At 69.8% G+C, this 26,673-nt stretch carries 24 protein-coding genes; 10 read left to right on the top strand and 14 right to left on the bottom strand.

All coding sequences use genetic code 11. The features are described from left to right. The first annotated feature begins 122 nt into the window (after window positions 1-122). From EIY87_RS05890 to EIY87_RS05915, 6 genes are all read left to right on the top strand, one after another. Window positions 123-1,130 (top strand): FecCD family ABC transporter permease, encoded by a 1,008-nt coding sequence (locus EIY87_RS05890; RefSeq protein WP_158641281.1) that lies wholly within the window; start codon window positions 123-125, stop codon window positions 1,128-1,130. Then, window positions 1,127-2,152: a FecCD family ABC transporter permease gene (locus EIY87_RS05895; RefSeq protein ID WP_158641282.1), complete on the top strand. Its 1,026-nt coding sequence runs from the start codon at window positions 1,127-1,129 to the stop codon at window positions 2,150-2,152. The genes EIY87_RS05890 and EIY87_RS05895 overlap by 4 nt, the downstream gene beginning before the upstream one ends. A 10-nt stretch (window positions 2,153-2,162) precedes the next feature. Continuing rightward, window positions 2,163-2,981: an ABC transporter ATP-binding protein gene (locus EIY87_RS05900; RefSeq protein WP_125306589.1), complete on the top strand. Its 819-nt coding sequence runs from the start codon at window positions 2,163-2,165 to the stop codon at window positions 2,979-2,981. Beyond that, the gene (locus EIY87_RS05905; RefSeq protein ID WP_125306590.1) at window positions 2,971-3,978 is read left to right on the top strand and encodes an ABC transporter substrate-binding protein; all 1,008 of its coding nucleotides are present in this window, start codon (window positions 2,971-2,973) and stop codon (window positions 3,976-3,978) included. The genes EIY87_RS05900 and EIY87_RS05905 overlap by 11 nt, the downstream gene beginning before the upstream one ends. Window positions 3,979-3,991: 13 nt before the next feature. Next, window positions 3,992-4,477 carry an Lrp/AsnC family transcriptional regulator gene (locus EIY87_RS05910; protein WP_125306591.1) on the top strand — a complete coding sequence of 162 codons (486 nt, stop codon included), beginning with the start codon at window positions 3,992-3,994 and terminating at the stop codon, window positions 4,475-4,477. A gap of 106 nt (window positions 4,478-4,583) precedes the next feature. Then, window positions 4,584-6,887 (top strand): transketolase-like TK C-terminal-containing protein, encoded by a 2,304-nt coding sequence (locus EIY87_RS05915; protein ID WP_125306592.1) that lies wholly within the window; start codon window positions 4,584-4,586, stop codon window positions 6,885-6,887. Here the strand turns inward: EIY87_RS05915 and EIY87_RS05920 are convergent. The 3 genes from EIY87_RS05920 to EIY87_RS47995 all read right to left on the bottom strand — a co-directional run bounded on the left by EIY87_RS05920 (window position 6,856) and on the right by EIY87_RS47995 (window position 9,161). Continuing rightward, complete coding sequence (locus EIY87_RS05920; RefSeq protein WP_125306593.1) at window positions 6,856-7,536, bottom strand: hypothetical protein; 681 nt, start codon at window positions 7,534-7,536, stop codon at window positions 6,856-6,858. The two genes, EIY87_RS05915 and EIY87_RS05920, sit on opposite strands and share 32 nt — an antisense overlap. A gap of 19 nt (window positions 7,537-7,555) precedes the next feature. After that, entirely contained in the window at window positions 7,556-8,152 is a 597-nt protein-coding gene (locus EIY87_RS05925; protein WP_125306594.1) for a hypothetical protein, read from the bottom strand. Between the two features lie 79 nt (window positions 8,153-8,231). Beyond that, window positions 8,232-9,161, bottom strand: a complete 930-nt coding sequence (locus EIY87_RS47995; RefSeq protein ID WP_191983967.1) for a hypothetical protein — start codon at window positions 9,159-9,161, stop codon at window positions 8,232-8,234. A gap of 395 nt (window positions 9,162-9,556) precedes the next feature. Between EIY87_RS47995 and EIY87_RS05935 the strand changes: the two genes are divergently transcribed. Then, window positions 9,557-10,252: an AfsR/SARP family transcriptional regulator gene (locus EIY87_RS05935; RefSeq protein WP_158641283.1), complete on the top strand. Its 696-nt coding sequence runs from the start codon at window positions 9,557-9,559 to the stop codon at window positions 10,250-10,252. Window positions 10,253-10,258: 6 nt separating this feature from the next. Here EIY87_RS05935 and EIY87_RS05940 read toward each other — a convergent pair whose 3' ends face one another. Beyond that, window positions 10,259-11,842, bottom strand: coding sequence for an SMI1/KNR4 family protein (locus EIY87_RS05940; RefSeq protein WP_125306596.1), 1,584 nt, complete (start codon window positions 11,840-11,842; stop codon window positions 10,259-10,261). Window positions 11,843-11,936: 94 nt separating this feature from the next. Here EIY87_RS05940 and rlmN point away from each other — a divergent pair, with 94 nt between their 5' ends. Next, entirely contained in the window at window positions 11,937-13,043 is a 1,107-nt protein-coding gene (gene rlmN, locus EIY87_RS05945) for a 23S rRNA (adenine(2503)-C(2))-methyltransferase RlmN (protein ID WP_125306597.1), read from the top strand. A 31-nt stretch (window positions 13,044-13,074) separates the two neighbouring features. Then, complete coding sequence (locus EIY87_RS05950; RefSeq protein WP_191983968.1) at window positions 13,075-13,341, top strand: hypothetical protein; 267 nt, start codon at window positions 13,075-13,077, stop codon at window positions 13,339-13,341. A 6-nt stretch (window positions 13,342-13,347) separates the two neighbouring features. On the opposite strand, the gene EIY87_RS05955 is transcribed toward EIY87_RS05950, so the two are convergent. Next, window positions 13,348-14,214: a ketopantoate reductase family protein gene (locus EIY87_RS05955; protein WP_125306599.1), complete on the bottom strand. Its 867-nt coding sequence runs from the start codon at window positions 14,212-14,214 to the stop codon at window positions 13,348-13,350. A gap of 50 nt (window positions 14,215-14,264) precedes the next feature. Here EIY87_RS05955 and EIY87_RS05960 point away from each other — a divergent pair, with 50 nt between their 5' ends. After that, a complete protein-coding gene (locus EIY87_RS05960) occupies window positions 14,265-14,885 on the top strand; it encodes a TetR/AcrR family transcriptional regulator (RefSeq protein WP_125306600.1) in 621 nt (206 codons plus the stop codon). Window positions 14,886-15,019: 134 nt separating this feature from the next. Here the strand turns inward: EIY87_RS05960 and EIY87_RS05965 are convergent, their stop codons facing one another. The 9 genes from EIY87_RS05965 to EIY87_RS06010 all read right to left on the bottom strand — a co-directional run bounded on the left by EIY87_RS05965 (window position 15,020) and on the right by EIY87_RS06010 (window position 26,545). Further along, window positions 15,020-17,401 (bottom strand): ATP-binding protein, encoded by a 2,382-nt coding sequence (locus EIY87_RS05965; RefSeq protein WP_158641284.1) that lies wholly within the window; start codon window positions 17,399-17,401, stop codon window positions 15,020-15,022. Then, window positions 17,385-17,960, bottom strand: coding sequence for a GNAT family N-acetyltransferase (locus EIY87_RS05970; protein WP_125306700.1), 576 nt, complete (start codon window positions 17,958-17,960; stop codon window positions 17,385-17,387). Before EIY87_RS05970 ends, EIY87_RS05965 begins: the two co-directional genes overlap by 17 nt. A gap of 2 nt (window positions 17,961-17,962) precedes the next feature. Then, window positions 17,963-18,799, bottom strand: coding sequence for a phytanoyl-CoA dioxygenase family protein (locus EIY87_RS05975; protein WP_125306602.1), 837 nt, complete (start codon window positions 18,797-18,799; stop codon window positions 17,963-17,965). A 33-nt stretch (window positions 18,800-18,832) separates the two neighbouring features. Then, window positions 18,833-19,366: a DUF6879 family protein gene (locus tag EIY87_RS05980; RefSeq protein WP_125306603.1), complete on the bottom strand. Its 534-nt coding sequence runs from the start codon at window positions 19,364-19,366 to the stop codon at window positions 18,833-18,835. Between the two features lie 452 nt (window positions 19,367-19,818). Next, entirely contained in the window at window positions 19,819-20,184 is a 366-nt protein-coding gene (locus EIY87_RS05990; RefSeq protein ID WP_125306605.1) for a hypothetical protein, read from the bottom strand. Window positions 20,185-20,320: 136 nt separating this feature from the next. Then, window positions 20,321-21,418: an MAB_1171c family putative transporter gene (locus EIY87_RS05995; protein ID WP_125306606.1), complete on the bottom strand. Its 1,098-nt coding sequence runs from the start codon at window positions 21,416-21,418 to the stop codon at window positions 20,321-20,323. Beyond that, window positions 21,415-21,945, bottom strand: a complete 531-nt coding sequence (locus EIY87_RS06000) for a hypothetical protein (protein WP_125306607.1) — start codon at window positions 21,943-21,945, stop codon at window positions 21,415-21,417. The genes EIY87_RS05995 and EIY87_RS06000 overlap by 4 nt, the downstream gene beginning before the upstream one ends. 59 nt (window positions 21,946-22,004) lie before the next feature. Then, window positions 22,005-23,285, bottom strand: a complete 1,281-nt coding sequence (locus EIY87_RS06005; RefSeq protein ID WP_125306608.1) for a hypothetical protein — start codon at window positions 23,283-23,285, stop codon at window positions 22,005-22,007. Window positions 23,286-23,302: 17 nt separating this feature from the next. Then, window positions 23,303-26,545, bottom strand: coding sequence for a hypothetical protein (locus EIY87_RS06010; protein ID WP_125306609.1), 3,243 nt, complete (start codon window positions 26,543-26,545; stop codon window positions 23,303-23,305). Between the last annotated feature and the right edge of the window lie 128 nt (window positions 26,546-26,673).

Genomic DNA, 26,673 nt, shown 5'->3' on the forward strand with positions numbered 1-26,673 from the left:
ATATATCGGAAACAGTCGGATGGCAACCCGCTGCCGGTGATGCCGCTCACGGTGCTTGAGAGCTCAAGTTCGGACGCATAGGGTAGGCAAGCCTAAAGACCTGTTAGCAAAGGTAACGACCCGTGCGGACCCGCTCGCTCCCGCTCACGGCCGGGCTGGTGGTCCTCACCGCGGCCGTGGCCGCCGCCGTGCTGATCAGCATCGCCGTCGGCACCCGCGGCCTGAGCCCGGGCACCGTGCTCGACGCGCTCTTCCACTTCGACGCGGGCAACCCCGACCACCTCGTCGTCCGCGAACTCCGGCTCCCGCGCACGCTCGCCGGGGTACTCGCCGGCGTCGCGCTGGGCCTGTCCGGCGCCGTCATCCAGGGCGCCACGCGCAACCCGCTGGCCGATCCGGGACTGCTCGGCGTCAACGCGGGTGCGGCGCTCTTCGTCGTCCTCGGCATCGGCACCTTCGGCCTCACGAGCGTCGGCGGGTACGTCTGGTTCGGCTTCGCGGGCGCGGCGGCCGCGGGCGCCGTCGTCTACGGCATCAGCTCCCTCGGCCGGGCGGGGGCGACGCCGGTGAAGCTCGCGCTGGCCGGCGCCGCGGTGACGGCGGCGCTCGGGTCGGTGACCAGCGCGCTCCTGCTCACCGACGCCACGACGTTCGACCAGTACCGCTTCTGGCAGGTCGGCTCCCTGACCGGCCGCGACGCCGCGACGGTCACCCAGGCCGTGCCGTTCGTGGTCGCGGGCGTGGTGCTCGCGCTGGTCGCCGCCCGGCTGCTCAACGCACTCGCGCTCGGCGAAGACGTCGCCCGCGCGCTCGGCCAGAACGTCCCGCTCGCGCGGGGAGTCTGCGCGCTCGCGGTCGTCGTGCTGTGCGGGACGGCGACGGCGATCGCCGGGCCGATCGCGTTCGTCGGGCTCACCGTGCCGCACGCCGCCCGCCTGCTCACCGGCCCCGACCACCGGTGGCTGCTGCCGTACTCGGCGTTGCTCGCGCCACTGCTCCTGCTGGTCTCCGACGTCGTCGGCCGCGTGGTCGCGCGCCCGGCCGAGGTGCAGGTCGGGATCATCACCGCGCTCGTCGGCGCGCCCGTGTTCGTGGTCCTGGTGCGGCGCCGGAAGGTCGTGGCGGTGTGAGCGCCGTCGAGCTGGTCGCCGCCGCGCGCCGGCGCGGAGCCGCCCGGGCCCGCGGGGTGTCGGCCGGACTCGTGGTCGCCCTCGTGGCCGTCTTCGCGCTTTCCCTGGCCGTGGGCGACTTCCCGGTGCCGCTCGGCGACCTGCCCGGCCTCCTCTTCGGCGACGGCGTCGGCCGCGCGGCTTACGTCGTCACGGAACTGCGGCTGCCGCGGGCGGTCACCGGCCTGCTCGCCGGCCTCGCGTTCGGCACGTCCGGGGCGCTCTTCCAGCGCCTCCTGCGCAACCCCCTCGCGAGCCCGGACGTCATCGGCGTGACGCAGGGCGCGAGCGCCGCGGCGGTCGTGGCGCTGGTGCTCTTCGAGGCCTCGGGCGTAGTGGTCTCGGCCGCGGCATTGGCCGGCGCGGTGCTCACCGGCGCCGCGATCCACCTGCTGTCCCGCCGCGGCGGGGTGCACGGCTACCGGCTCGTCCTCGTCGGGGTCGGCGTGGGCGCGGTGCTGACCAGCGTCGTCTCCTACCTGATGACCTGGGCCGACGTCACCCTCGCCCAGCAGGCGCTGGTCTGGCTCACCGGCAACCTCAACGGCCGCGGCTGGGACCAGGCGGCCCCGCTCGCCCTCGCGCTCGTCGTCCTGCTGCCCTTGGCACTGAGCCAGAACCGCGCGCTGACCGGGCTGCAGCTCGGCGACGACACCGCGGCCGGGCTCGGGCTGCGCGTCGAACGCAGCCGCCTGGTCCTGCTCCTGCTTGCCGTCGCGCTCGCGGCCTTCGCGACGGCAGCCGCCGGGCCCGTCTCGTTCGTCGCGTTCGTGGCCAACCCGATCGCGACCCGGCTCGTCGGCGGCACCCGCGCCGGGCTGGTCCCCGCCGCGCTGACCGGCGCGCTCGTGGTGCTGCTGGGCGACTTCGCGGCCCAGCACCTGCTCGGCGAACAGCTGCCGGTCGGCGTCGTCACCGGCGCGGTCGGCGCGCCGTACCTGCTGTGGCTGCTGGCCACCGCCAACCGCGCCGGGCGAGTGTGAGAGGAACGCCGTGACACTGCACACCGAGAACCTCGAGCTCGGCTACGGGCCGCTTCGCGTGGTCAAGGACCTCTCCGTCCGGATCCCCGAGGGCAAGGTCACGATGATCGTCGGGACCAACGCCTGCGGGAAGTCGACGCTCCTGCGCGGCCTCGCGCGCCTGCTCGCCCCGACCGCCGGTGCGGTCTACCTCGACGGCAAGGCCATCACCACGTGGCGCAGCAAGGACGTCGCCACCGTGCTCGGCCTGCTGCCGCAGTCGCCGACCGCGCCCGAGGGCATCACCGTCGCCGACCTCGTCGGCCGCGGCCGCTACCCGCACCAGGGGATGTTCCGCCGCTGGAGCGCCGAGGACGACGACGCCGTGGCGAAGGCGATGCTCGCGACTGACACCGTCGAGCTGGCCGATCGCCCGGTCGACGAGCTGTCCGGCGGGCAGCGCCAGCGCGTCTGGATCGCCATGGCGCTGGCGCAGCGGACGCCGTTGCTGCTGCTCGACGAGCCCACGACGTTCCTCGACATCGCCCACCAGGTGGAGGTGCTCGACCTGCTGGCCGAGCTGAACGCCGAGGACGGCCGGACGATCGTCATCGTCCTGCACGACCTGAACCTGGCCGCCCGCTACGGCGACCACCTGATCGCGATGAAGGACGGCCGGATCGCCGCCGAGGGCGCGCCCGCCGACATCCTCACCGCCGAACTCGTCGCCGACGTCTTCGGCATGCCCTGCCGGGTCATCCCCGACCCCGTTTCCGCCACGCCCCTGATCGTCCCGATCGGCAGGCGGCGCGCCACTCCCCGAGAAGAAGGAACCCCCGATGCGTCCTAAGTGGACTCGCCTGGCCGCGCTGCTCGCCGCCGGCACGCTCCTCGCCGCCTGCGGCCAGCCCGAGAAGCCGAGCACCTCCGGCGTCGGCGACCAAGACGTCGCGACCGGCGGCCGGTTGTTCTCCACCGCGGACACCGAAACCGCGAAGCTCGGCGCGGACGTCGGCCCCGGTGTCTTCCCGCGGACGGTCACCCACGCGCTGGGCAAGACGAAGCTGGAGAAGAAGCCGTCGCGGGTCGTCGTGCTCGACAGCGGCGAACTGGACGACGTCCTCGCGCTCGGCATCACCCCGGTCGGCATGGCCACCAACGCCGGGCAGAACGACGTGCCCGCCTACCTCGCCGACCGCGCGAAGGGCATCCCGGCCGTCGGCGGGGTCAGCAACCTCAACCTCGAAGCGATCGCGGCGCTGAACCCGGACCTGATCCTCGGCAGCAAGCTGCGCGCGAACGACCTCTACCCGCAGCTGTCGAAGATCGCGCCGACGGTGTTCAGCATCCGGCCCGGGTTCCCGTGGAAGGAGAACCTGCTCCTGATCGGCGCTTCGCTGGGCGCTGAGACGCAGGCGACCGGGCTGCTGAACGACTACCAGAAGCGCGCGAACGAGGTGAAGGCCGCGGTCAAGGGCGCGCCGAAGATCTCGTTGCTGCGGTTCCACTCCACCGGCATCCGGCTCTACGGCAACCTGTCCTTCATCGGCGTCATCCTCAAGGACACCGGCCTCGCGCGCCCGGCCAACCAGGACATCAACGAACTGGCGGCGCAGATCTCCAAGGAGCGCATCGACGAGGCGGACGGCGACTGGATCTTCTACTCCAGCCTCGGCGCCGGCCCGAGCGCGGACGAGAAGGCCGTCACGAGCAGCGGGTTGTGGGCCAACCTGGGCGCGGTGAAGGCCAAGCACGCGATTCCGGTCGACGACTCCGTGTGGTTCCTCGGCCTGGGCCCGATCGGGGCGATGAAGGTCCTCGACGACCTGAAGAAGTACTTGGGCTGAGAAGATCGGGGTCGTGTCCGACACCATCGACGAGATCGACGCGCGGCTGCTCCAGGCGCTGGGGGAGGACCCCCGGTCCACGGCGGTCGCGCTCGCCGAGCGGCTGGGCCTGTCCCGCAACACGGTGCAGGCCCGGCTCGCGCGGCTGGAGCAGCGCGGCGCGCTCCGGTCGTTCGAGCGCCGCATCGACCCCGCACGGCTGGGCTACCCGCTGCGGGCGTTCGTCAACGCCCAGGTCGACCAGCGGCGCCTCGCCGAGATCGCCGAGGCGCTCGCCGAAATCCCCGAGGTCACCGAGGTGTGCGGACTGACCGGCGCGAGCGACCTGATGGTGCAGGTCGTCGCCGTCGACGCGGACGACCTCTACCGGATCGCCGGGCGCGTCCTCGCCTCGCCGGGGGTGGAGCGGACGAACATCTCGCTCGTCATGCGCGAGCTCGTCCCCTACCGCCTGACGCCCCTGCTGGAGCGCGTGCATTCTGCGCACCCGGAGCCCTGAGCCGTCCGGTTCCGGTGTGCATTCTGCGCAGCTGGATCGACATCGGTTGTGCGAAGCGTCCGCCAGTGCTGTTCTGGGGGTGCTTCCTGCACGAAAGGTGTCGACGATGACTCAGGCCACCCCGGCGGCTCCGGCGACGGGCACGCTCGCCTCCATCGAGCAGCGGGTGCTGTGGCTCGCCACGGCGATCGTGCACCAGGCCAACCGCGTGCGGCCGAACCCGTCCGGCCTGAAGGTCGGCGGCCACCAGGCGTCGTGCGCGTCGCTCGTGTCGATCATGACGTCGCTGTGGTTCCGGCACCTGCGCCCCGAGGACCGCGTCTCGGTGAAGCCGCACGCGTCGCCGGTGCTCCACGCGATCAACTACCTGCTCGGCGAGCTCGACGAGGCCTACCTGCCGACGCTGCGCGAGTTCGGCGGCCTGCAGAGCTACCCGAGCCGCGCCAAGGACCCCGACCCGGTGGACTACTCGACCGGCTCGGTCGGCATCGGCGCGACCGCCCCGATCTGGGGTGCGCTGGCGCGCCGCTACCTGACCGCCCGCGGCTCGGCGGCGGGTACCGGCCGGCAGTACTCGCTGGTCGGCGACGCCGAGCTGGACGAGGGCGCGATCTGGGAGGCCATCCTCGACCCGGGCGTCGCGGAGCTGGGCGAGATCGTCTGGATCGTCGACCTCAACCGCCAGTCGCTCGACCGCGTCGTCCCGAACATCGCGGCGGGGCGGCTGCAGGGCATGTTCGACGCCGCCGGCTGGCAGGTGCTGACCCTGAAGTACGGGCGGCTGCTGGAAGAGCTGTTCACCCGGCCCGGCGGCGCGGAGCTGCGCGCGCGGATCGACGAGATGCCGAACCCGGAGTACCAGCGGCTGCTGCGCTGCGACGCCGCCCAGGTGCGCGACCGGCTGCCCGCGGGCAACGCCGCGCTGGCGTCGCTGGTCGCCTCGCTCGACGACGAGACGCTGCTGGCCGCGATCCGCAACCTCGGCGGCCACGACCTCGGCTCGCTCGACGACGCCTTCGCGTCCATTTCGGACAGCCGGCCGACGGTGATCTTCTGCTACACCGTCAAGGGCCGCGGGCTCCCGACGCAGGGGCACCCGCAGAACCACTCGTCGCTGCTGACGGTCGCGCAGATGGAAGAGCTGGCGTCGTCGCTGGGGACTGACCTCGCTTCGCCGTGGGAGAGCTTCGCGGCCGACTCGCCTGAAGCCGCGTTGTGCGCCGAAGTCGCTTCGCGGCTTAGCCGTCCCGACATTCCTTCGCTGCCTTCGCTGGAGCTGCCCACCGACATCGGGCGCACGCCGTCCGGGACGGCCACGACGCAGGCGGCGCTGGGCCGCGTCCTGCTCGACCTGACGCGCGAAGCGCCTGAAGCGGCGAAGCGCGTGGTGACGGTCAGCCCCGACGTCAGCTCGACGACCAACCTCGGCGGCTGGGTCAACAAGGTCGGCGTCTGGTCGGCCACCGAGCGCCGCGACTGGTTCGAAGACGACCCCGAAACGATCATGCACTGGCGGGAGAAGCCGACCGGCCAGCACGTCGAGCTGGGCATCGCGGAGACGAACCTGGTCGGCCTGCTGGGCGAGCTGGGCGCGACGTGGAGCCGCTGGGGCGAGCCGCTGCTGCCCATCGGCGTCATGTACGACCCGTTCGTCGAGCGCGCGCTGGAGCCGTGGTCGTTCGGCATCTACGCCGGCGGGCAGTCGATCCTGATCGGCACGCCGTCGGGCGTCACGCTCGCCCCGGAAGGCGGCGCGCACCAGTCGATCACCACGCCGTCGATCGGCATCGAGCAGCCGGGCTGCGTCAGCTACGAACCGGCGTTCGCGATCGACACCGAGTGGACGCTGCTGGCCGCGCTCGGCAGGCTCGGCAAGCCGGGCGGCACGTCGTCGTACTTCCGGCTTTCGACGCGCCCGGTCGACCAGACGCTCGCCGCCGTGCCCACCGACCCGGCGGCGCGCGAACGCCGTCGCCGCCAGGTGGTGGCCGGTGCGTACCTGCTGCGGCGGGCTTCGTCGCCTTCGGTCACGCTCGCGGCGATGGGCGCGCTCGTCCCGGACACCCTGGCGGCGGCCGAGCGGCTGGCCCAGGTCGGCATCGAGGCCGACGTCGTCTGCGTGACCAGCCCGGGCCTGCTGTTCGAGGCGCTGCAGGCCCGCTCCGGCCGGGGCAGCGGCGAGTCGTGGATCCTCGACCAGGTCTTCCCGGCCTCGCGGGCGAAGCCGCTGGTCACGGTCCTCGACGGCCACCCGCACACGCTGGCGTTCCTCGCCGGGGTCAACCGGGTCCCGGCGGTTTCGCTGGGTGTCACGGGCTTCGGGCAGTCGGGCTCGCTGGAGGACGTCTACCGGTACCACGGCATCGACACCGACGCGATCATCCGGGCCGCGCTGGACGTGACCGCCTGAGAGGTCGTGAGTGTTCAGGGCGGTTAGAACCGCCCTGAACACTCACGACGCTCAGAGATCCCACTCGGCGAGCGGCTTGTCCAGCGCGTCGGTCCAGATCATCTTCGAGCCCGGCTGCAGCGGGGCGTCGAGCAAGGACCTTGCCGGCGGCTTCCTCGCCCGGCTTGAGGTCCTTCAGCGGCAGGTCCGGGTCGGCGGTCGTGGCCGGGGCCATGCCGTCGGTGCCCTTGACGGTCTTGCCGTCCGGCGTCTTCATCCAGACGTAGAGGCCGTTCGTGCTGAACTCGCCCTTCTTGCCGACGATCTTCAGGTCGAACACGACGAAGCTGCCGCTCTTCGCCTTGATGCCCGGCGTCGTGCCCTCTTCGAGGGTGCCGACCGTGTTCAGCGTGATGTCGGCGCTGTTCTCGTCGTCTTCGACGGTGATCGTCTTGCCGATCGGCTTGTCGGCGGCCTTCTCCGACGGCTTGACGTCGGAGGTCCCGGCCGAAGCGGCCGGCGGGGCCGAGGTGGCGGAGCAGCCGGTGGAAACCAGGAGCAGTCCGGCCGCGAGGCCGGAGATCAGGATGTGACGCATCGATGAACCCTTCGCACAGCAAGAAAATCTCCCCCAGTCGGAGAGGGGAGTGATCTTGGTGCGTCCGGCCACACGGAACGCACACAATCGCTCAGGCGAAGGTCGCCCCGGCGAGCAGGGCGTCCATCTTCGCGTCCCAGCCCGGGAAGGACCCGTACTGGACGACGAGGATCTTGCTCGTCGGCAGCCACCACATCCGGACCTGGTTGTTCTGCGTCGCGTCCTCGCAGGTGACCTGCCAGCGGCCGTACTCGGCCTTCTTGGTGCCGATCGGGGCGAACCCGGAGTCGAGCAGGGTGCTGCCGGTGGCGACCGCGGCCTGGCCGGGCGGTGACGCGGCCGTGATGCACGTCGGCACGTCCGTGCCGGTGTACCAGCCGAAGGGCCGCTTCGCGCTCGGGAGGTTGATCGGCGCGTTCGGGTCCGACGTCGCTTCGCGCAGGTCCAGCAGCCGCGCTTCGCAGACCGTGGTGCCTTCGGCGACGCAGCCGTCGAGGAGGCCGTCCGGGCTGTGCTCGGTGAAGGTCGCGCCCACCGGCAACGTCACGCGCATGGTCCCGACGACCGCTTGCGGCCCCGCGGCCGCCGTCACCGTCGGGACGGGCTGGGCCTGTCCCGCGGTCGATGTCGTGCAGGCCGCGGTGCTCAAGAGCGCCACGAGGACCAGGACGCTGTGCCGGAAGGACACGGGCTCACCTCTTTCGTCGCCACCTCGGACGCCCGGGCGGCCCGTCCGGTTTCACCGTAAAGGCCGCCCGGGCGCGGGATCAGGCGGCCACCGTCGTCAGCGAGACGTAGCCGGCCTGCAGCTGCGCGAGTGCTTCGAGCACGAACTTGGCGAGCTGGTCGACCGTGGTCGGGCCCGCCAGCAGCTGCCGCGTCAGCTCCAGCGGGACGCCGGACAGGCCCGGCTTCTCCGAGTACACGATGCTGACGGTGTTGCCGCCCAGCGCCGTGACGTCGACCGCGATGCCCGCGTACACCCCGGTCAGCTTGGCGGCGATCTTGGACACGAGGCTGTGGACGGTCACCGCCGTGGCGAAGGCCGCGATGATGGTCACGATCGCTTTCGCGTCCACGGACAGCGAAGGCGGCGTCGACCACGCTCCGCCGCTGTAAAGCCGGGCCGCGGAGTCCTGGCCGGTCAGGTCGATCTCGACCGCGTTGGAGCGCGCGGAGCTGAACATCGTGCTGGTGGCGATGTCCTGCTCGAACCACACCTGCACGCACTCCACCGGGGTCAGCACGTCCGACCCCTGGAGGATGGCGTCCTGGGCGACGTAGATCGGGTTGGTCGACGGGTTGCCGTCGATGTCGGTGGCGGACGCGCACAGGCCGGGGTGGATCGAGCCGAACCGGTTGAGCAGCGTGATCCCGGTCGGCGAGTCGCCCGACGAAGCCGGGCCGAGCACGCCGGCGCTGTCGAGCACCGCTTCGTCGCCGAGGCCGATCGGGACCTTGTTCGTCGAGACGCGCACGCCCACGTCGCCCTTGAACTCGTTGCTGCCGAACAGCTCGTACAACGGCTGCCAGGAGAAGGTGTTGTCGGCCAGGTACTCGCTCGCCGACTGCCACACGACGTTGTAGGTGTCGTTGACCTTCTTCGCGAAGCACAGGTTGTAGCCGTCGTGCTTCAGCTCCTCCAGGTCCGCCGTGTCGATCTGGATGCCGACGCTCTTGCTCAGCGCGTTCGTCATGGTTCCCGCTCCTCGGTTCGTTCCGGTGGGCCGGTGCGGCCCTCGGGACCGACCTTCCGGGGCCGCCGTCGCGCCGGTGTTCCCGCCGCGTACCGCGCGCCGTCGGGCGTCACACGATGGGCTAAACCGGGGCGGAGGACCGCCGTTGGGCCATTGGCGATCCGCGGCGTCCGTTCCCCGGGAGTCCGGCGACGCGCCGTCGCGGCGGGGTCCCGTCCGGGTGACCGGTCAAGCCCGCGCACGGCTGAGCGGCGGCCGCACGGGCCCGGCGGTCCGGACGCGGCGTGAGAGAGCGGGAAGACGCCTCGGAGACACCGCCGGTGCCATGCTCGGAGATCGGCTGACGGCGTCGACGGAGACGAGGGACCGCGATGGGCGAGGGCGGCAGATCCGGCGTGGAATTGGTGCTGCTGGGCGGGTTCGAGCTGGTGGACGGCGGCGAGCGGGTCGCGCTGCCGCGGGCGGCGCAGCGCCTGCTGGCGTTCCTGGCCGTGCGCGACGGCGCGGCGGTGAACCGCAACGCGGCGGCCGAGCGGCTGTGGCCGGAGAGCCGCCGTCAGCGCGCGGCGGCCAACCTGCGCCAGGCGCTGTGGCACGTCCGGCGGTCCACGGCCGCCCCGGCCGTCGAGACCCCGGTCGACCACCTGCGGCTGGCCCCGGCCCTCCCGGTCGACTTCCGCGGTGCGCTCGAGGCAGCCCACCACGTCGTCGGCGCTTCGGGCCACCCGGCACCGGAGGGGCTCGTCGACGCGCTCTCCCGCGACCTGCTCCCCGACTGGACCGAGGACTGGCTGGCCCCGGAACGGCAGCGCTGGGAGCAGGTCCGGCTGCACGCGCTGGAAGCGATCGCCCAGCGCCTGATCACGGCGGGCGCGCACCTGGCCGCGCTGGAAGCGGCGTTCACGGCGATCGGCATCGACCCGGTCCGGGAAAGCGCTCACCGCACGGTGATCGCGGCCCACCTGGCCCAGGGCAACGCCGGCTCGGCGCTGCGGCACTACCAGCACTACCGCGCGTTGCTGCACCGCGAGCTGGGCGTGCGCCCGTCACCGCACATGACGCGGCTGGTCGCGGCGCAAGGGACGCCGTGAGGGGCTTCAGGGCAGCACGGCCGAGAACTCCGTCACCGGGCCGTGCTGGTCACCGGCGAACGCGGTCCGCAGCTCGGCCATCTCCGGCAGCGTCGTCCGCCCGGAGACGAACAGCGCGGCGAGGTGAGGCAGCGGCCGGCCGAGGTCGAGCAGCCGGCGGACCTGCCCGGCGTCGAGCCCCAGCACGCGCAGGCCGGGGAGGTCGGCGACCTGGCCGAGGTCCGCTACCGCCGAGCCGGCGAGGTGCAGCCGCGTCAGCCGGGGCAGCGTGCGCAGCACTCCCAGGTCGAGCGGTTCCTGGACGCCTTCGAGCCGCAGGTCCCACAGCGCCGGGTGCGCGGCGAGCCCGGCGAGGTCGACGCTCCCGGCCTCGATCTCCGCCGACTCCAGCGCGCCGAGCCCGCCGATCGACGCCGTGACGGCGGTGGCGCGGTTGACGCTCAGCCGCCGCAGCGCGGTCAGCGGGGCGAACACGGCCAGGTCGACGTCGGCGGCGTCGTTCAGGTAGACCTCCTGCACCAGCTCCCGGCCGGGCAGCTCCGCCACCACCGACGGCAGGTCCAGCTCGGCCGCCTTCGAGATCACCTCGTTGTACGACCGCTCGGCGGCTTCGCGGAGATCGGTCTCCGCGATCAGGTACTGCTCGCCCGGGTCCTCGAAGCGCCCGGCCCGCAGGGCGGTCACGACTTCGGTCAGCATCGCGGTGACCGACGTCGCCACGTAGCGCAGCGGGCCGTAGATGTCGCGGCCGTACTCGAGGACCTGGCCCGCGTGCCCCCGCGCGGCGGGGTCGACGTCCACCGCGAGGTAGTTCATCGCCCGGTCCCCGCCGAAGGTGATCCACCAGTCGTTGCGCGACAGGCGTTTCACGTGGCCGAAGGGCAGGGTCTCGAACACGACGCCGTCGTCGTCCAGCCCGTCTTCCCAGCCGTAGGAACCGGGTGCGCCTTCGAGGTAGTTGGCGACGACGTGGTCCAGCGGGTCGTGGGAGTAGGGCCCGAGCAGGCCGGTCTCCCGCGGATCGCCGTCGGCGACCAGGTACAGCGCCCGCAGGTCCTCGGGCAGCCGGACGCCCATGCGCGCCTCGGCGGCGGCCAGCTCCGCTTCGGTCTTCCCCGCGGGCCACGCGGGAGCCGCGCCCTTGACGCGGGTGTAGGCCTCCGCGTACTCGGCGGTGAGCCGGAAGACCTCGGCGCGCACCCGGGGATCCGTCGGCGCGCCGGTCGGTTCGGCGGCGGCGGGGCGCGGCAGCCCCGGCAACGGGTGCCCGGGGTAGCGGAAGTCCGGGTCGAAGACGAGCTGCCCGGGCGAGACGGCCGCGACGTCCGGCCGGGCGGTGAAGCGGTAGGCGCCCGCGACGTCGAGCCGCACTTCCAGCACGGCGGGCGGCAGCTCGAACAGCCGCCGGGCGATCGACGTGTAGTCGACGCGAAGGCAGTCCCGCACGTCGCTCCACGCCGTGCACGAGACGGCCCCGCCGGTGTGCCGCAGCTGGAGCGTGGCGGTCGTCCACCCGGCTCCCGCGCCCGCGCGCAGGCTTTCGGCCATCGCCGCGGCGATGCCGGCGTATTCGCTTTCCCCCGGATTCATGCCGCGAGGCTACCGAGCCCGGGTGTGACCCGGCGGACACCCGGCCGGGACGGGCGGGGCGGCGGTTTCGGGGGCGTGGGACACTGGACCGGTTATGACTGCCCTCCCCCTTGTCTTCGACGCCCCCAAGCGCGGCCTCCCGCCGCGCCACCTCGCCGACCTCACGCTGGCCGAGCGCGCCGAAGCGGTGGCCGAGCTGGGGGAGAAGCCGTTCCGGGCGAAGCAGCTGTCGAACCACTACTTCTCCCGCCTGACGGTCGACCCGGCGGAGATGACCGACATCCCGGCGGCGTCCCGTTCGCGGCTCGTCGAGTCGTTGATGCCGACGCTGCTGACCGAGGTCCGCGCGCTGGCGGCCGACGGCGGCGCGACGCGCAAGACGCTGTGGCGGGCGCACGACGGCACGCTCCTGGAGAGCGTCCTGATGCGCTACCCGGACCGCGCGACGCTGTGCATCTCGAGCCAGGCCGGCTGCGGCATGGCCTGCCCGTTCTGCGCGACCGGCCAGGGCGGTCTGGACCGCAACCTGTCGACGGCGGAGATCGTCGACCAGGTTCGCTCGGCGGCCGCGGTCATGCGCGACGGCACGATGCCGGGCGGCCCCGGGCGGCTGTCGAACATCGTCTTCATGGGCATGGGCGAGCCGCTGGCCAACTACAAGCGGGTCGTCGCCGCGGTCCGGCGGATCACCGACCCCGCTCCGGGTGGTTTGGGGATCGGGCAGCGGTCGGTCACGGTGTCGACCGTGGGCCTCGCGCCGGCGATCCGGAAGCTCGCCGACGAGAAGATGCAGGTGCGGCTGGCGGTTTCGCTGCACACGCCGGACGACGAGCTGCGGGACACGTTGGTGCCGGTGAACGAGCGCTGGTCGGTGGACGAGGTTCTCTCGGCGGCGCGGTACTACGCCGACACGTCCGGGCGGCGCGTGTCGATCGAGTACGCGCTGATCCGGGACATCAACGACCAGCCGTGGCGGGCGGAGCTGCTGGCTCGCCGGTTGCGGCAGCACCTGGGTCAGCTGGTGCACGTGAACGTGATCCCGTTGAACCCGACGCCGGGGTCGAAGTGGGACGCGTCGCCGAAGCCGGTGGAGCGGGAGTTCGTGCGGCTGGTCAACGCCGGCGGAGTAGCGTGCACGGTGCGGGACACGCGGGGTCAGGAGATCGCCGCCGCTTGTGGTCAGCTCGCCGCCGAAGGCTGAGTTTCGTTTCTATGATGGAGAAATCGTCGTGATGTATGCCCCCAGCCTGCTGGACCCGGCTGCGGAGGAGCTTCGGCTCGCGGACTTCACCGGCGCCACGGACGTCGCGCGCGGCGCGCGGACGCTGCTGGGCGACCGGTTCAGCTCGGTGACGTTCATGTACGTCCTGATGCGCGCGTTCGAGGTGGAGTACACGGCCGCGTGCGACGCGGCGCGGTGGCACGAGTTCCACGGCGGCCCGCGGGCGCTGTCGGACGCCGATCTGGAGAAGCTGCTCGCGCCCTGGCTCGCTCGCTGACCGTCGCTACTTCGCCTGCGCCCGCATCTGCTCGGCCATCCGCTCGAGTTCGGCGGTCGCCGCGGGCGAGGCGCTCGCGAGACCGCTGAAGACGGCCGTCGGGCTCCGCAAGAAGCGTCGTAGCAAGGCCACAAGAAGTCCTTCCGGCAGCGTCCGCACCGCGGCGAACCCGCGGGGGACCGGCGGGGCTGGCAAGGCGGCCAGGTGCTGCCGCATGAGGCGGACCATCGCGCGGACGGCGGCCGGGTCGGCGGCCAGCGCCACCGGGCCGCCCGCCGCGTGCACCGCCTGCTCGAGCGGCACCGCGAACGCGGCGTGCGTCTTGAGCCAGGCGTCCATCCGCGGCTCGGCCTTGGCGCTGATCCCGGCGGTGCGGAACGTGCGCACGACTCGTTCGAGCCGCGGGGTGACGCGGCCGTCGGGTTCGCCGATCGGGATCGGGGTCATGCGGGTCAGGAAGCTGGCCGGGCGGTAGCGGACCACGTCGCCGTCCCGCGTGCCGCCGTCGGTGGGGAAGCCGAGCAGCACCCGCTCGGGGCCGATCACCGCGCCCAGCGGTTCCGCGCCGGCCGCCCAGTTGAGCAGGAACAGCACGTCCCCGCCGACGCCGGCGAGCGACCGCAGCACCGCGTCCACCTGGTGGGTGCGGACGAGGACGGCGATCAGGTCGTACCCGCCGTCCGGGTGCTCGACCACCGGCACCGGTACCCGCCGGACCACCGGGCTGTTCCCTTCGGCGAGCTGCACGCCGTGCCGGCGCAGGGCCGCCAGGCGCTCGCCCCGGGCCAGCAGCGAGACGTCGTGCCCGGCGTCGTGGAGGCGTGCGGACAACAGGCTGCCGGTGACCCCGGCGCCGTACACGAGCAGCTTCATGGCAGCCCTTTCATACGTTCGTTTTAATCGAACGTCTGTATAGTACGCGCATGGCCGACACCCGCACCCAGATCCTGGACGCGGCCGAACACCTCTTCGGCGAGCGCGGTTTCCACGGCACCTCGGTCCGCGCGATCACCGACCTCGCCGGCGCGAACCTCGCCGCCGTCGGCTACCACTTCGGCTCGAAGGCGGACCTCCTGGCCGCGGTCGCCCGCCGCGCGATCGAGCCGATCAACGCCGCGCAGAACGCCGGGCTCGACCGGCTGCTCGCCGAGACCGCGGACCCGCCGGTCGCCGACCTGGTGGCGGCGTTCGTGGGCCCGCTGTTCGACGGGATGCCGGCCGGCGACGAGGGCGGCGCCCGCACGTCCCGGCTGATCATGACGATCCTCGGCGACCCGGCCGAGGAGGTCCGCACCTGGATGGGCGCCGCCGAGGACGCGGTCCGCGACCGCTATGTGGCCGCGTTCGGGCGCGCGCTGCCCGGCCTCGCCCCGGAGGAGCTGTGGTTCCGGATGCGGGGCATCCTCGCCGTGGTGGCCGTGGACCGCGCGGAGGTCCACCACCAGCCGGCCCCGGACTGCCCGGCTCCGGACACCGGCGAGGCACCCCGGCGCTGGGCGATCACCTTCCTGGCGGCGGCGATGAGCGCGCCGCCGACGGACTGACCTGCCGCGTCACGCTGGCCGTGTCGCGGCGCGGTACTACGCCGGCACTCCATGCGGTGACTGTCCATGGACCGAAGGCTTGAAATTGCCGACGTCCGGTGCTCGCCGACACGTCTGAGGTGCCGGGCCTGACGTTAAAGAACATCGCTTTCGGCCGTAAGACGCGACCGCAGCGCCAAGGCCTTCTCGTCGGTAAACTCGATTAGTATTGTCAGAGCTTCCTGTCGGCATTCGGCCGCTTCCGCTCGGTCGCCGACGCTACTCAGCGCGTGAGCGAGCTGGGCGAGGTTCTTGGCGAGCTTCCACTTGTCACCCTGCTGACGGTGGGTGGCGACCGCCTGGCGGTAGAAATCGATGGCGTCTTCGTACCGTTGAAGGTCACTGTAAGCTTGGCCGGTTCCCTCGATGGCCATCGCTTCTCTGCTGCGATCGCCCTTCTGACGGCAGATCACCGCAGCTGCATGGAACGACGAAATCGCCGCGTCCACGTCGCCGGCCGCGCGCTGTGCTTTACCGAAGTACAGCAACGCGGTTGCCTCCCACAGCTGGTTGGCCATCTCGCGACTGATACCGACTGCCTCTGCCGCGATGGCCAGCGCGGATTCGGCATTACCGCGCACACGTGCCAGATAGCTGAAGGCGGTCAAAACCATTGACTCGTAGAGACGATCGCCCAGAGCGCGAAACTGTTCCAGTGACTCTGTGAGGTGATCGTCGGCCTCATCGAGCCGCCTCATTTGTGCGCACGTATAACCGATGCTGTAGAGAATCGTGGCGAGCCAGGCTGTATCGCGCTGGCCTCGGGCCAGGGGAAGCGCCTCGGACAGCTCGCGGTGCGCGTCGGCAAGCTGATGTCGGAACAGGTGTACCCAGGCGAGACCGTTGAGGCCTTTCACGACACTCGAAGTGCTGCCCAGCTCACGATAGGTGGCGATGGCGTTCTCATGGTGAGTGACTGCTTCGTCGAGCCGCATCGTCATGCGGCAGAGCCGGCCGAGACTTTCGCTCATCGCGGCCTCCTCGGCCTGCAGCTCCAGTTCGTGAGCGCAGCTGAGACCGATCAATGACGTCGAGCGCCAATCGTTGAAATGGTTATGTGTGGCGTAGATCCGCTCCAGGACCGCAGCCAGACGCCAAGCCGTTTGGAGGAGCCGGGTACCGGCTGCTGCCCGCACGGTCGCCTCGAGATTGAAACGCTCCTCCATGTACCACTGGGCGGCCTGAGCGTGATCGGCGAACTCGGGAACCTTTAGCTCGGGCGCTGGATCGAGCGTGAAAAGGAGAGTCGTATCGTGCGCGCTCGCGAGTGCGCAGTTGTAAGCAGTGCGCAGGTACCAGTCGCAGACACGTTCGACGGCTGCGAGTTGCTCCTCTTGAGGAATCTCGTACTGCGCACGATCGACGGCGTAGGCGCGGAGGAGGTCATGGAACCGGTACCGGCTGAATCCGCTGGGCTCGATCAGGCACGCACCGGCGAGGATGTCGAGCGCGCTGCGCACCTCGCGGCCATTGCCCCCGGCCAAGGCCTCGGCAGCGCTTTCGCTGAATTCACCTCCCGGGTGGAGTCCGAGCAGGCAGAAGATTCGCGCCGCTTCCTCCGGTAGCGCCCGGTAAGACCAGGCGAACACCGTATGTACCGCTTCGGCCTCGTCCGGATCTCCGGTCGAGAGCGTGCTCCACAGCACCGATTCGTCGCGCAAATCTGCGATAAGCCTGCTCAGTGGCATGCCGGGGCGACTTGCGGCGCGCTCCGCGGCGAGACGCAGGGCAAGCGGCAGGTGCGCACACAGACGCGCCAGCTCGGCGACGTCCGCTGGGTCGTCGCCTGACCGGTAGTCCTTTGTGGTCTCGGTCAACAGGCGAATGGCCTCGGCTTCAGTGAGGGTTTCGACGGTTCTGCGCCTGGCTCCGTGCCGAATTGCCAGCCCTGTCAAATGACTGCGGCTGGTCACGATGGCGAGGCTGCGTCCGGATCCCGGGAGCAGAGGGCGGACTTGGGCGGTGGTTCCGGCGTTGTCGAGGATGACAAGCATGTGTCGGTCGGCCAAGATCGAGCGGTAGAGCGCCGACTTCGACTCGACATCGTTCGGCACCGCGGCGGCGGGTACTCCGATGGCTTGAAGGAACCGCTCCAGTGCCTGGTCAGCTGTTACGGGTGGCCCTGGGTCGTATCCCCGCAGATCGATGTACAGTTGCCCGTCCGGGAATTCAGCGCGGGCCCGGTGTGCCCAATGCAATGCGAGTGAGGTTTTACCGACGCCGGCAGTTCCGGCGATCACATACACCACAAAGTCTTCGTCATCGAGCAACAGTTCGTCGAGGGCTGTTAAGTCAGAGGAGCGATTGATGAAGACTCTGACACCTCTAGGCAATTGCAGTGGCAGGCCCGCGCGGCCTCCGCTTCCGTAATGAAAATGAATTCCGCCAGAAACGTCGCGTGCTTGGACGACCTCATTTGCGTCGCCGGAAACCTGCGAGCGAGTGTTGTCGTACCCGTGGTTATCCGGTTCCGGCATGTCCGTGTCCATCTTCGGTTACAGGCATGACTACGGAATCGTGGCGGAGCAATGAATAGATAAGCTGGTCGTGCCAGCGACCTTCTCTCCATTGCGCCGCTCGGAGCTTGCCTTCCCCGGTGAAACCGATACGTCCGAGCATCTGCTGTGCGGCAACGTTCTCGACATCAGTGATGGCTTGAATTCGCTGCGTCAACGTGTGATCGAACAGGTAACGAGTCAGGAGCCTGATGCACTCGGTGCCGAATCCGCGGCCGCGTTCGACCGCGTGAATGTGCAATGCGATCTCCCAGCACCACGATGTTTCCGGTGGTCCCCAGATTCGGCGAAACCAGAAGGCGCTGCCGATGACGCGATCATCGTCGGTGGCCACGGCTGTGAGGCGTCCGCCTTCGCTGCCCAGTGCGCCCATTTCCACCAGGCCGCGTCCAGGTGGGCTGTGGCCGAACCACTGGTACTCGCCGGTGTCGCTACGTGATGCGTAGGCTTGCTCGAAGACGGCGAGGTCGGCCTCTACCAAAGGGCGAAACCTGCACCGGACTTTGTGATTCGACACCATCGTCACCAGTTGAACTCGCCTAGTAATTCCTTCAGTTCCCAGCTCGCGTTCCGTGCGAGTTCTGCTGTCAGTGGTTTGTCGGCTGCGACGCCGTGCTGCCCGATGTCACCCCGGATCCAGGATGGAACGTACCCAAGTAGCAGCAACCGTCGGTGGCCTGCCGCTGTGGTCGACGGCTTCGTCTTGTGCCAAAGGTTTCCGTGGATGAGCACCGCGTCGCCCGCTTCGAAGAACAACTCTACTTGGTCGTTGTAATCACTCTGGTCACCCAGTGGGATCCGCAGGCCGGTCCGGGTGTGTGATCCGGGCAGTAGGCACAGTGCCCCTTCTGGCTCGGATACGCGATCCAGATAGATCAGGCAATGTATCTGGTGTGGATAGCTGAAGAAGGCCGGCAGAGGTTCTGGAATAACCGGAAGATGATTGTGCCAAGGTACTGCAACATCCGGACTTCCTGGGTAATGCATTCGTGCCTCCAGGTCAATCCAGACTTGGGGGCCGAGCAATATTCTAGATATCGAGAGGGCTGGTTCAAGGCGCAGTAGCTGGTGAAAAGCCGCATCTTTATCGAAAAGCCGACGAAGATATATGCTTTCATTCTCCACCCATTCTGCGCCACGTTTTCCTTCCTCCGACTTTGCCAGGAGGTGCACGCTGTCTGCCAGTTCGGTCACGACATGCGCGGGCAGTACACCTCTGCGTACCAGGTATCCGCGCTGCACCAGCTGACTGAGTTCTTCACCGGTCGCCTCGGTCGTCACCGAACGCGCGGGATAGCCGTTTACCTGGTCGTTGATCACAAAGGTCGTATGGGTTCGTGCGCTCTCTTCGGTGGCCATGCCTCGCCTCCGGTGAGGTCCCTGTGGCGATGGTCAACCGTGTGGAACCGTGAGGTTGTTGCTCCGGATGTTGGATAGAAGTTGGGCCAGCGGGAATGATTTCGCGTAGAAGGCCTTCCATGCAGCCCGGGCCTGTTCCAAGCGTACGGGGTCGTCGTTCTGGTTGACGTAAAGCAGTCGACCTTCGTTGTCGTAGCTCAGGTCTATCACGGTCTCGTCGTCGAACAGCCAGGTGTCCGTGTGAACGAGGTTGGGCACGTCGTCCCGAAAGATGAACCGGATATCTTCTCCGGCTGCGCCGTTGACGGCGTAGTACCAGTCAATTTCAAACTGCAAGTACGGCGTCAATGTGCGATCGATGATGTGCACGCGCCCCATGTACTTACCGTCTTCAGTGCATTTCTTGATGTTTTCTGCCCACTCGCTGTTGCGATCGGGTGGCAAGGGGTTGCCTGACAAGTAGTGCGCGAAGTTCTCGCTCTCTTCCTCAACGGTGTACACGGGAAGTGTCTCAATTCGGGTTGCAGACTTCGTAAATTCCGTGAAGAACTTTCCGAATTGATCCATGTTCAGAATAATGGGTATCTCTCCTTTTGGTAGGCCGCCTGAGGTCAGGCGGCCATTGCGCCGTCAGCGTCCGAGTGCGTGTTCTAGAATGTATCGCGGTATTTCGACGGCGTCTTCACCTGGGGGTAAGTCCAGTTCGGCGCGACCTGGGTCGACGTGGAACCCCTGAATCACGAGTGTGTCGTTCTCGGTTTCGTAAACGGCGGGACAAGGGCCGTTGCCGCACCCGGATCCGCCGATCAGTCGAAGTTTCATCGTGCTCCCTGGTGGTCGAATCGGTTGGCCTCTCAGGTTATCGGGGGGTCGTGGCGCGCGACAACAGTGGCCACTCGCTTGCCGTAGCGCTTCCTTGATCCGTTGTTCGGGACGGTTTGTGCTGATCATCGGTCGTTGGTCGGATCTGTGATATCTTATTGGGGTGACAGGGTCGTACGCCTGTTCGGGTGAGTCTTTTAGCCTTTTGGGATGAACGCGTGAAGTCTGGGTCTCATCGTTGGCTGGGTTGCGTTGGGGGTGGAATCTCCGGGCGTGAACCGCCTGTCATGGGCGTGAGTGGTTTTTATCTTGCGCGAATGCTCGTGCAGGAAGTCTGGAAGTCGGCAATTGCTTGCTTGTGCAAGCAATTTTCTGCTGGACTTGAGGAAGATTTTCCGTTGATTTCGTCGAGCTGTGTTTTCGGCGCGGCTGAATTCGAATCGGAAGTCGTCGAAGACCGGTTTTGTCGTGACCCTCGCCCGGTGGCGGCGTGCTCTGACTGTCGCAGGCGCACTCTGCGTCGCGAGTGCCACGGCGACGGCATCGAGGATCGATTCCGGCATGGGTGCGAACTTAGCGGTACGTCGGTTCGGGTGGTCAGGATGGTCGTGTGCCACCGCGAATGGCAGATGAGTGCGTAGCCCGCCTCCGATCTGGAGTAGCTGCTCGCTCCCCGGCGCGAACGAATGACCTACCGCGTCACACGGCGACGGTCCGCAGCGACTCCGAAAGCGCGACCAGCTCCCGGACGTCGTCGTCCAGGCCGCCGCCTTCCGGGACCGCGACCGGCATCCCCGAATCCGGGACCTCCTCGCGGCGGGCGTGGGCGCGCAGCGCTTCGGTGAGCCGCGCGGCCAGTGGGCCGTCGTGCGGGAGGTGGGCGAGGTACGGGCTGATCCGCACCAGCCCGTCCCGGCATTCGATGACCCGCCGGTAGTAGCGGCGGTGCACGCCGAGCACGCTCAGGGTGTCGCGCCACGGGCTCAGCGGGGTGCGGCTCAGCGCGTCCTCCGGGAAGGCCTCGTGCAGGCGGGTCCACAGTGGACCGAGGCGGTGGTAGGTGCGCAGGTGCCGGCACCACACGCGCGTCGCCGCCAGCCGGGTGGCGACGCCCGGGTAGGACAGGCCGATCACCAGCAGGATCGCGCTCGGGAACACCAGGAAGACCGTGGCCTGCACCAGCAGCGCGGGGATCGCCGCGCCCGCCCAGTGCACCAGCACGACCGCGACCAGCGTCGCGCCGCCCACCGCGCCGAAGGCGAAGCCCACCGACGCGATCAGCAGGCCGCGGGACAGCCGGGGCGCCGCACCCCGGGCGTAGCGGCGCGCCAGGAAGCACGCGCTCGCGATGCCGTACGTCAGGTACAGGTCGGCCGCGAGGTAGAACACCGAGACGCCGGCGCGCGGGTACGTCGAGGGCGGGCCGCCGGGCATGAGCACCGCCACGGCCGCCATCACCAGGATCGTGGTGCCCAGCGGCACGGCTTCCTGCCACGCCCGCCGCCGGGCTCGGTCCGACGGCAGGGCCGAGAACAGGAAGAAGCACATCAGGGAGTAGACGAGCCCGCAGAGGAAGACGTGCTGGAACAGCAGCGGCACGATGACCCCGGGGTCCGGCTGGTTCACGTCCCCCGCCAGCAGCCCGAACGGGAACGACGCCGCGAAGCAGGCCAGGCACGCGGTGACCATCCAGCGCGCCACGTCCTCGGGTGCCCGGCTGAGCTGGTAGAGCTTCCACAGCAGGGCGGGGTAGAGGATGACGCCCTGGACGACGAGCAGTGCGATCTTGCTGTTCACAGCCACCCCAGCCGTTCGCCCAGCGCGTTCTCGATCCGCTTCGCGGTGTCCTCGTCCGACGACGCCGGCGCGACCAGGTCCAGCACGGACGCCCACTCCAGGATGATCGTCGCGACCGTCTCGGCTTCCCGCTCGTGGTCGGTGTCGTAGGAGGTCCGCAGCAGGGCCCGCCGGACCGGCTCTGGCGTCAGGTCCGGGGGCGGCCCCGGCGGCGTCAGGCCGGTGACCAGGCTGTCGTCCTCCGCGGTGGCGTGGTGCCCGGCCAGCATGTGGCCTAGTTCGTGCAGGATGATGTGGCTCTGGTGGGCTTTGCTGGTGTCGCGCTGGTAGATGATGTAGTCGGCCCGCTCGGTGGCGATCCACGCGCCGAACGGACCCGGCACCGGGATCCGGTGCGCGATCAGCCGGATCGGCCGCCCGCGCTGCTCACCCACGCTGCGGCACAGCTCGGCGACGTCCAGGGGCGGCCGGATGCCCAGTTCGTTCAGCAACCGCCGGCAGCGGCGCCGCAGCTCGCGTTCCTTCACCCGTCATCCTGCCGTCGCCGTGCTCGTCGTCCGGCCCTTTACCGTAGACGACGCCGATCTCACACGTAGAGGCTGCGCGCCGCCGCGTCGGTCAGGCAGAGCGCGGGGATCGCGTGGTGCACGAACGCGAAATTGTTCACACGCAGGCGGCCGTCCGGCAGGTTTTCGTCGTACGTCTGCTGCCACACGTCGTCGCCGTCGCGGTCGAAGGGCAAGTACGCCACCGAGACGCGCTTGTCGGGGGACTCCGCCAGCCCGTTCTTCCCGCGCTTGAACGGGTTCGCCTTGCCGCCGGTCAGCGCGGTCGTGGTCGCCGGGAAGGAATGCGTGTAGAAGCGCACGCTCTTGCCCTTGAACGTGCCGCGCCCGCTCGTCAGCTTCGACCACCCGCCCGCGGCGGCGATCATGGGGTCGGCGAAACCCTCCGGCGGATCGAAGACGAAGAGCTCGTTGAACTCGTCCTTCATGAAGGTCCCGACCCTCGGATCCCGTTTCGCGGCGGCCACGTTGTCGGTGAGGAACTTCGCGACGACGTTGCACCCGCTGCTGTTGGCGGAGATCGCGACGTGGGACAGGGTGTCGTCGTGGACCTGCGTGACGTCGCCCTGGATCGCGAGCAGGATCGTGCGCAGGGTCGCCGCCGAGTACAGCTGGTAGTCGCGCAGCTGCTGGGTGGCCTGGTCGAACACCCGGCTGATCTGGGGCAGCACGATCACGTACGGCTTGTTCGCGTGCCGCAGCTGGTAGGGGAACCCGAAGGTGCCCTGCTGCGGCGACAGGAACGGCATGTCGACCTTGACCGTGCCGTCGGCCTGCGACCGCGCGTTGTAGACCCACCAGCTCCAGATGTCGTAGTACAGCCAGTCGAACCCGAGCGGCCGGAAGTGCGTGAACAGGTGCGCCGTCTCGTCCTGGCCGGGGATGTGCTTGTAGTGCACCAGGAACGGCGGCGGTTTCGCGGTGTCCAGGCCCTCCGGGACGGCGACCGCGACGAACCGCGGCGGCAGCTCGTTGCCGTCGTAGGTGACGCTGTAGACCTTCACCGTGTAGCGGGCGGCCGGCTGCCGGACGAAGTCGAGGTCGAGGACGTCCCACTTCGCGAACGCCGCCTTCCGGAACAGCGACGGCTTCAGGAACGGCCAGGAGATCGGCTTGGTGATGTCCGGCAGCGGGAGCGGATCCCAGTTCCGGTTCCGGGCCAGGAAGGGAAGCTCGTCCTTCCGGTTGGCGGTCTGGAGCTTGCACGTGGGCACGTCGCGCAGGCACTCGGCGCTGGGCTCGACCGGCACCGCCAGGCCGGTGGGCGGGTTGGTCAGCGTCGTCCACGTCGTGGCCGTCACGTCCCTCAGGGTGAGCACTAGACCTGCTGCCCGGTCTTCGGGTCGTACTCGACCTCGACGACCGCGACCTGGTCGGTGGGCAGGACCTCGACCCACTGGTCGAAGACCTCGTAGCCCTGCTCGCTCTCGGCCTTGAACCCCTTCTCCAGCGGGTCGAAGCCCTTCTCGTAGACCATGTCCGGGCGCAGGTAGTTCAGCGTGACGCCGGGTTCGAGCTGCTCGGTGACCACCTCGGTGCCCGCTTCGTGCTTGGCCAGCACGGTGACGGCCACGTAGCGGAGGACGTCGCGGATGGTCAGCCCGGCGGGGGTCAGGTCGCGGTAGCGGGTCACCAGCGCCGGATCGGACCACGGGTGGGCCCGCAGCGCGGCGAGGATCCGGGTGCTCTCGCCGTCGGTGGCGGGCTGGTAGAGGTCGTCCAGGCCGGTCGCGCCCTCGATGCTCGGGTCGGACAGCCAGTTCAGCGCCGCGAGCTCCTTGCCCGGCCGGATCGGCACGACCGCCTTGACCCAGGGCGCGTTGAGGAACGCGTTGCGCTGGTGGTCGCCATCGAGCTGCAGCAGCCAGCCCAGGGAGCTGCCCAGCCGGGCCGGCGCCGAGTCCGCGGTGATGAAGTAGTTGTCGCGCCGGCTCATGTCGCCTTCGTTGGCCCAGCCGACGGTGTGGTCGTCGAGGCCGGTGGGGCTGTCGCGGACGATGTGGTCGACGGCCGTCGCGAGCGACGGGTCCAGCGCCGGGCCGCCGCCGGGCGTCTCGAGCCTCGGGTCGCCCAGCCGGTCGAGCTCCGGGGCGAAGGTCGGGTGCGCTTCGTGCAGGCGGGGCCGCCACCACTCGGGCGCCACGAAGTACAGCATGGCCTCGACGTCGAACATCGAGTTGATCAGCTCGGCGAGCTTGTGCAGCAGCTCCGGCTGGGTCGGCCGCCTGCCGTCGATCCGCATCAGCTGTTCGAGCAGCCGCCGGTAGACCACCACGCGTTCTTCCTCGCGGAGCACGTCGTAGTCGCGGACCTGGATCTTGCTGGCGGCGGCCACCCGGTCCTGCGCCGCCTTGAGGTACGCCTCGCGCTGCTTCTGGTCCAGTTCGAGGTCCCGCTTCGCGGCGAGCAGCTTGTTCTGGTCGGTGACCTGCTTGCGCTTTTCGTCCGTGGCCCGGTAGGTCACGGGCACGGTGAACGCGAAGAGCTCGTTCCGCTCGCCGTGCGCGTTGTAGAGGAACACCGACAGCGCCGGCTGCTTCGGGACCGGCGTGCCTTCGGGCGCGTCCTCGGGCTTGCGGCCCAGCTTGAGCTTCACCGCGGCGGTGCTCGCCGTCCAGCGCACCTCGCCGACCTTCGCCGGTTCGTAGCCGTCTCTCGGGGTGAGCTCGACGTCGGCGATCCAGAAGCCCGTCCCGCCCCCGCCGACCGGCCGGATGTAGCCGTTGAACGGGTAGCCGAACTGGACGGTGACGTCCTCGGTGTAGTCCTCCGGCATCGGCAGCTCGTTGGCCGGCGCGACGGCGGCCGCGTCCGGGGGCGCGGCGAGGTGGACCAGCTTCGCCAGCCCCAGCGCCGCACCCGGGTCGTCCACGAAGGACTGCCAGCACAGCTGGGTGCCGAGGTCCTGCACCTGCACGCCGACGCGGCGCATCTTGCGGCGCAGCTCGTAGTTGATCAGCTTGCCGGTGCTGTTCGCGAGGACGTAGCGGCGGCTCGAGGTGTCGGTGGTCTCGGTGACCGTGCGGAACGTGGTCTTGAAGCTGCGCTTGATCTCCGTGCTGAGCCGTTCGCTCTGCTGGCGCATCTGCTTGTGCGTTTGTTCCCGCGCCTGCTTCTGGGTGTCGCTCATGTCCATCGTCGCGGTTTCGTTGGCGTCGCCCCACACCCACCGCTGGTTGGCCGACACCGAGAAGCCGAGCTTGGTGTTGCGCTCGTTCTCGTCCTTGACCGCGGTCGAGACCTCGTCGTCCACCTTGCTCTCGCCGGTCCGGCTCTGCGTGAGCTCCTGGCCTTCCTCCACGACGCGCTCGACCAGCGTGCGCCGGGTCTGGGACTCGATCAGCTCCAGCGAGCTGCCCGGGCTGAGCCAGACGTGCTGCACCGGCGGGCCGAGGAACGTGTCGAACTCGAAGAAGTACTGGCGGAACAGGTGCACGATGCCGACCGGGGAGAGGCTGACCCGGTTGAGCGCCTCGGCGCGGCTCGCGCTCTCCAGCGGGTCGAGCATCCGCTGCAGCCCGCGGTACTGCGAGGTGTCGAACTCGCCCTGCCTGGGTGGCGTGAACAGATCGGCCAGCGTCGGCACGAGGTTCTGCGCGGCGAGGTAGCCGAGCAGCCCGGCGACCACGGACTCCTTGGCCGCCATGGTCTCGACCAGTGCCCGGCGCTTGGCCTCGTCGGTGGGCTCGACGGTGGCGGCGCGGCTGAACAGCACCGGGGAGACCTCGGTGGCCAGGATCGTGTCCAGGCTCGCGCGGGACAGCAGCGGCAGCCAGGTCGCCGGGTCGCGCGGGTCCTTGTCCTTGATCCGCGCCTGGATCAGGTCGGCCAGCACCGAGGCGATCATCGGGTGGTAGGCGGCGGTCGCCGGCGCGTCGCCGGTCTTCAGCTCCAGGGTCTCGCCCGCCGACGCGGCCTCGAGGTGGATGACGGGCGGCACGTACCTCGCCCGCGGCGTGACGACCTGGGACAGGCCGGCGAGCACGGCGTCGTCGGCGCGCCGCAGCGCCTCGGCGAAGCGCGCCACCGTGCGCTGCGACCGCCACCCCAGCAACGGCTGGATCAGGCCGAACGACTCGCTCGCGTACGGCAGCGCGCCGGTGAACTCGGCCAGCGGCCGTCCGGTGCCGACCCGGACGGCGGCGGACGGCGCCGGCAGGGCCTGCGAGTTCGCGACCGGGCCGCCCGCGGCGAACGGCAGCACGGTCCACGGCCGGCCGGCCCCGCTCGCCCCGACGAGGAACAGCTCCCGGTCCGCCTGCGCCGCCGGCGCGACGAAGGAGATCGTCTGGGTGGTCCCGGGCAGCCCGACCACCTTCCCGGCGTACTGGCGGCTGCCCGCGGCGTCCTTCTCCAGGAACGCGCCGCCGAGCGCGCCGACGTCGGGGTACCGGCGCGGGTCCTGGACATCGACGGCGGCGGGCAGGGCGAGCGCGATCCGCTGGTTGCCCGCGAGCTCGCCGAGCGACGACGCCTGAACGGTGTAGGTCCAGACCTGGTAGTACGACGTGGCCCCGGTGCTCACCGGCGTCTTGCCTGAGAAGGTCACGGTCAGCGCCATGGTGGTTCCCCCGATCGTTCGGCCGCCATCGTCCTGCGGTTCCGGGAGGAGGGGAGGAGGCACGGGGTCCGCCCAAAGGGAGCAACCGGGTGCCCTTCGGGGCAGTATTGCCAGACCCCTGCCAGGGC

Origin of the sequence: Amycolatopsis eburnea (genome assembly GCF_003937945.1) — a bacterium.
In the GTDB taxonomy this organism is placed as follows: domain Bacteria; phylum Actinomycetota; class Actinomycetes; order Mycobacteriales; family Pseudonocardiaceae; genus Amycolatopsis; species Amycolatopsis eburnea.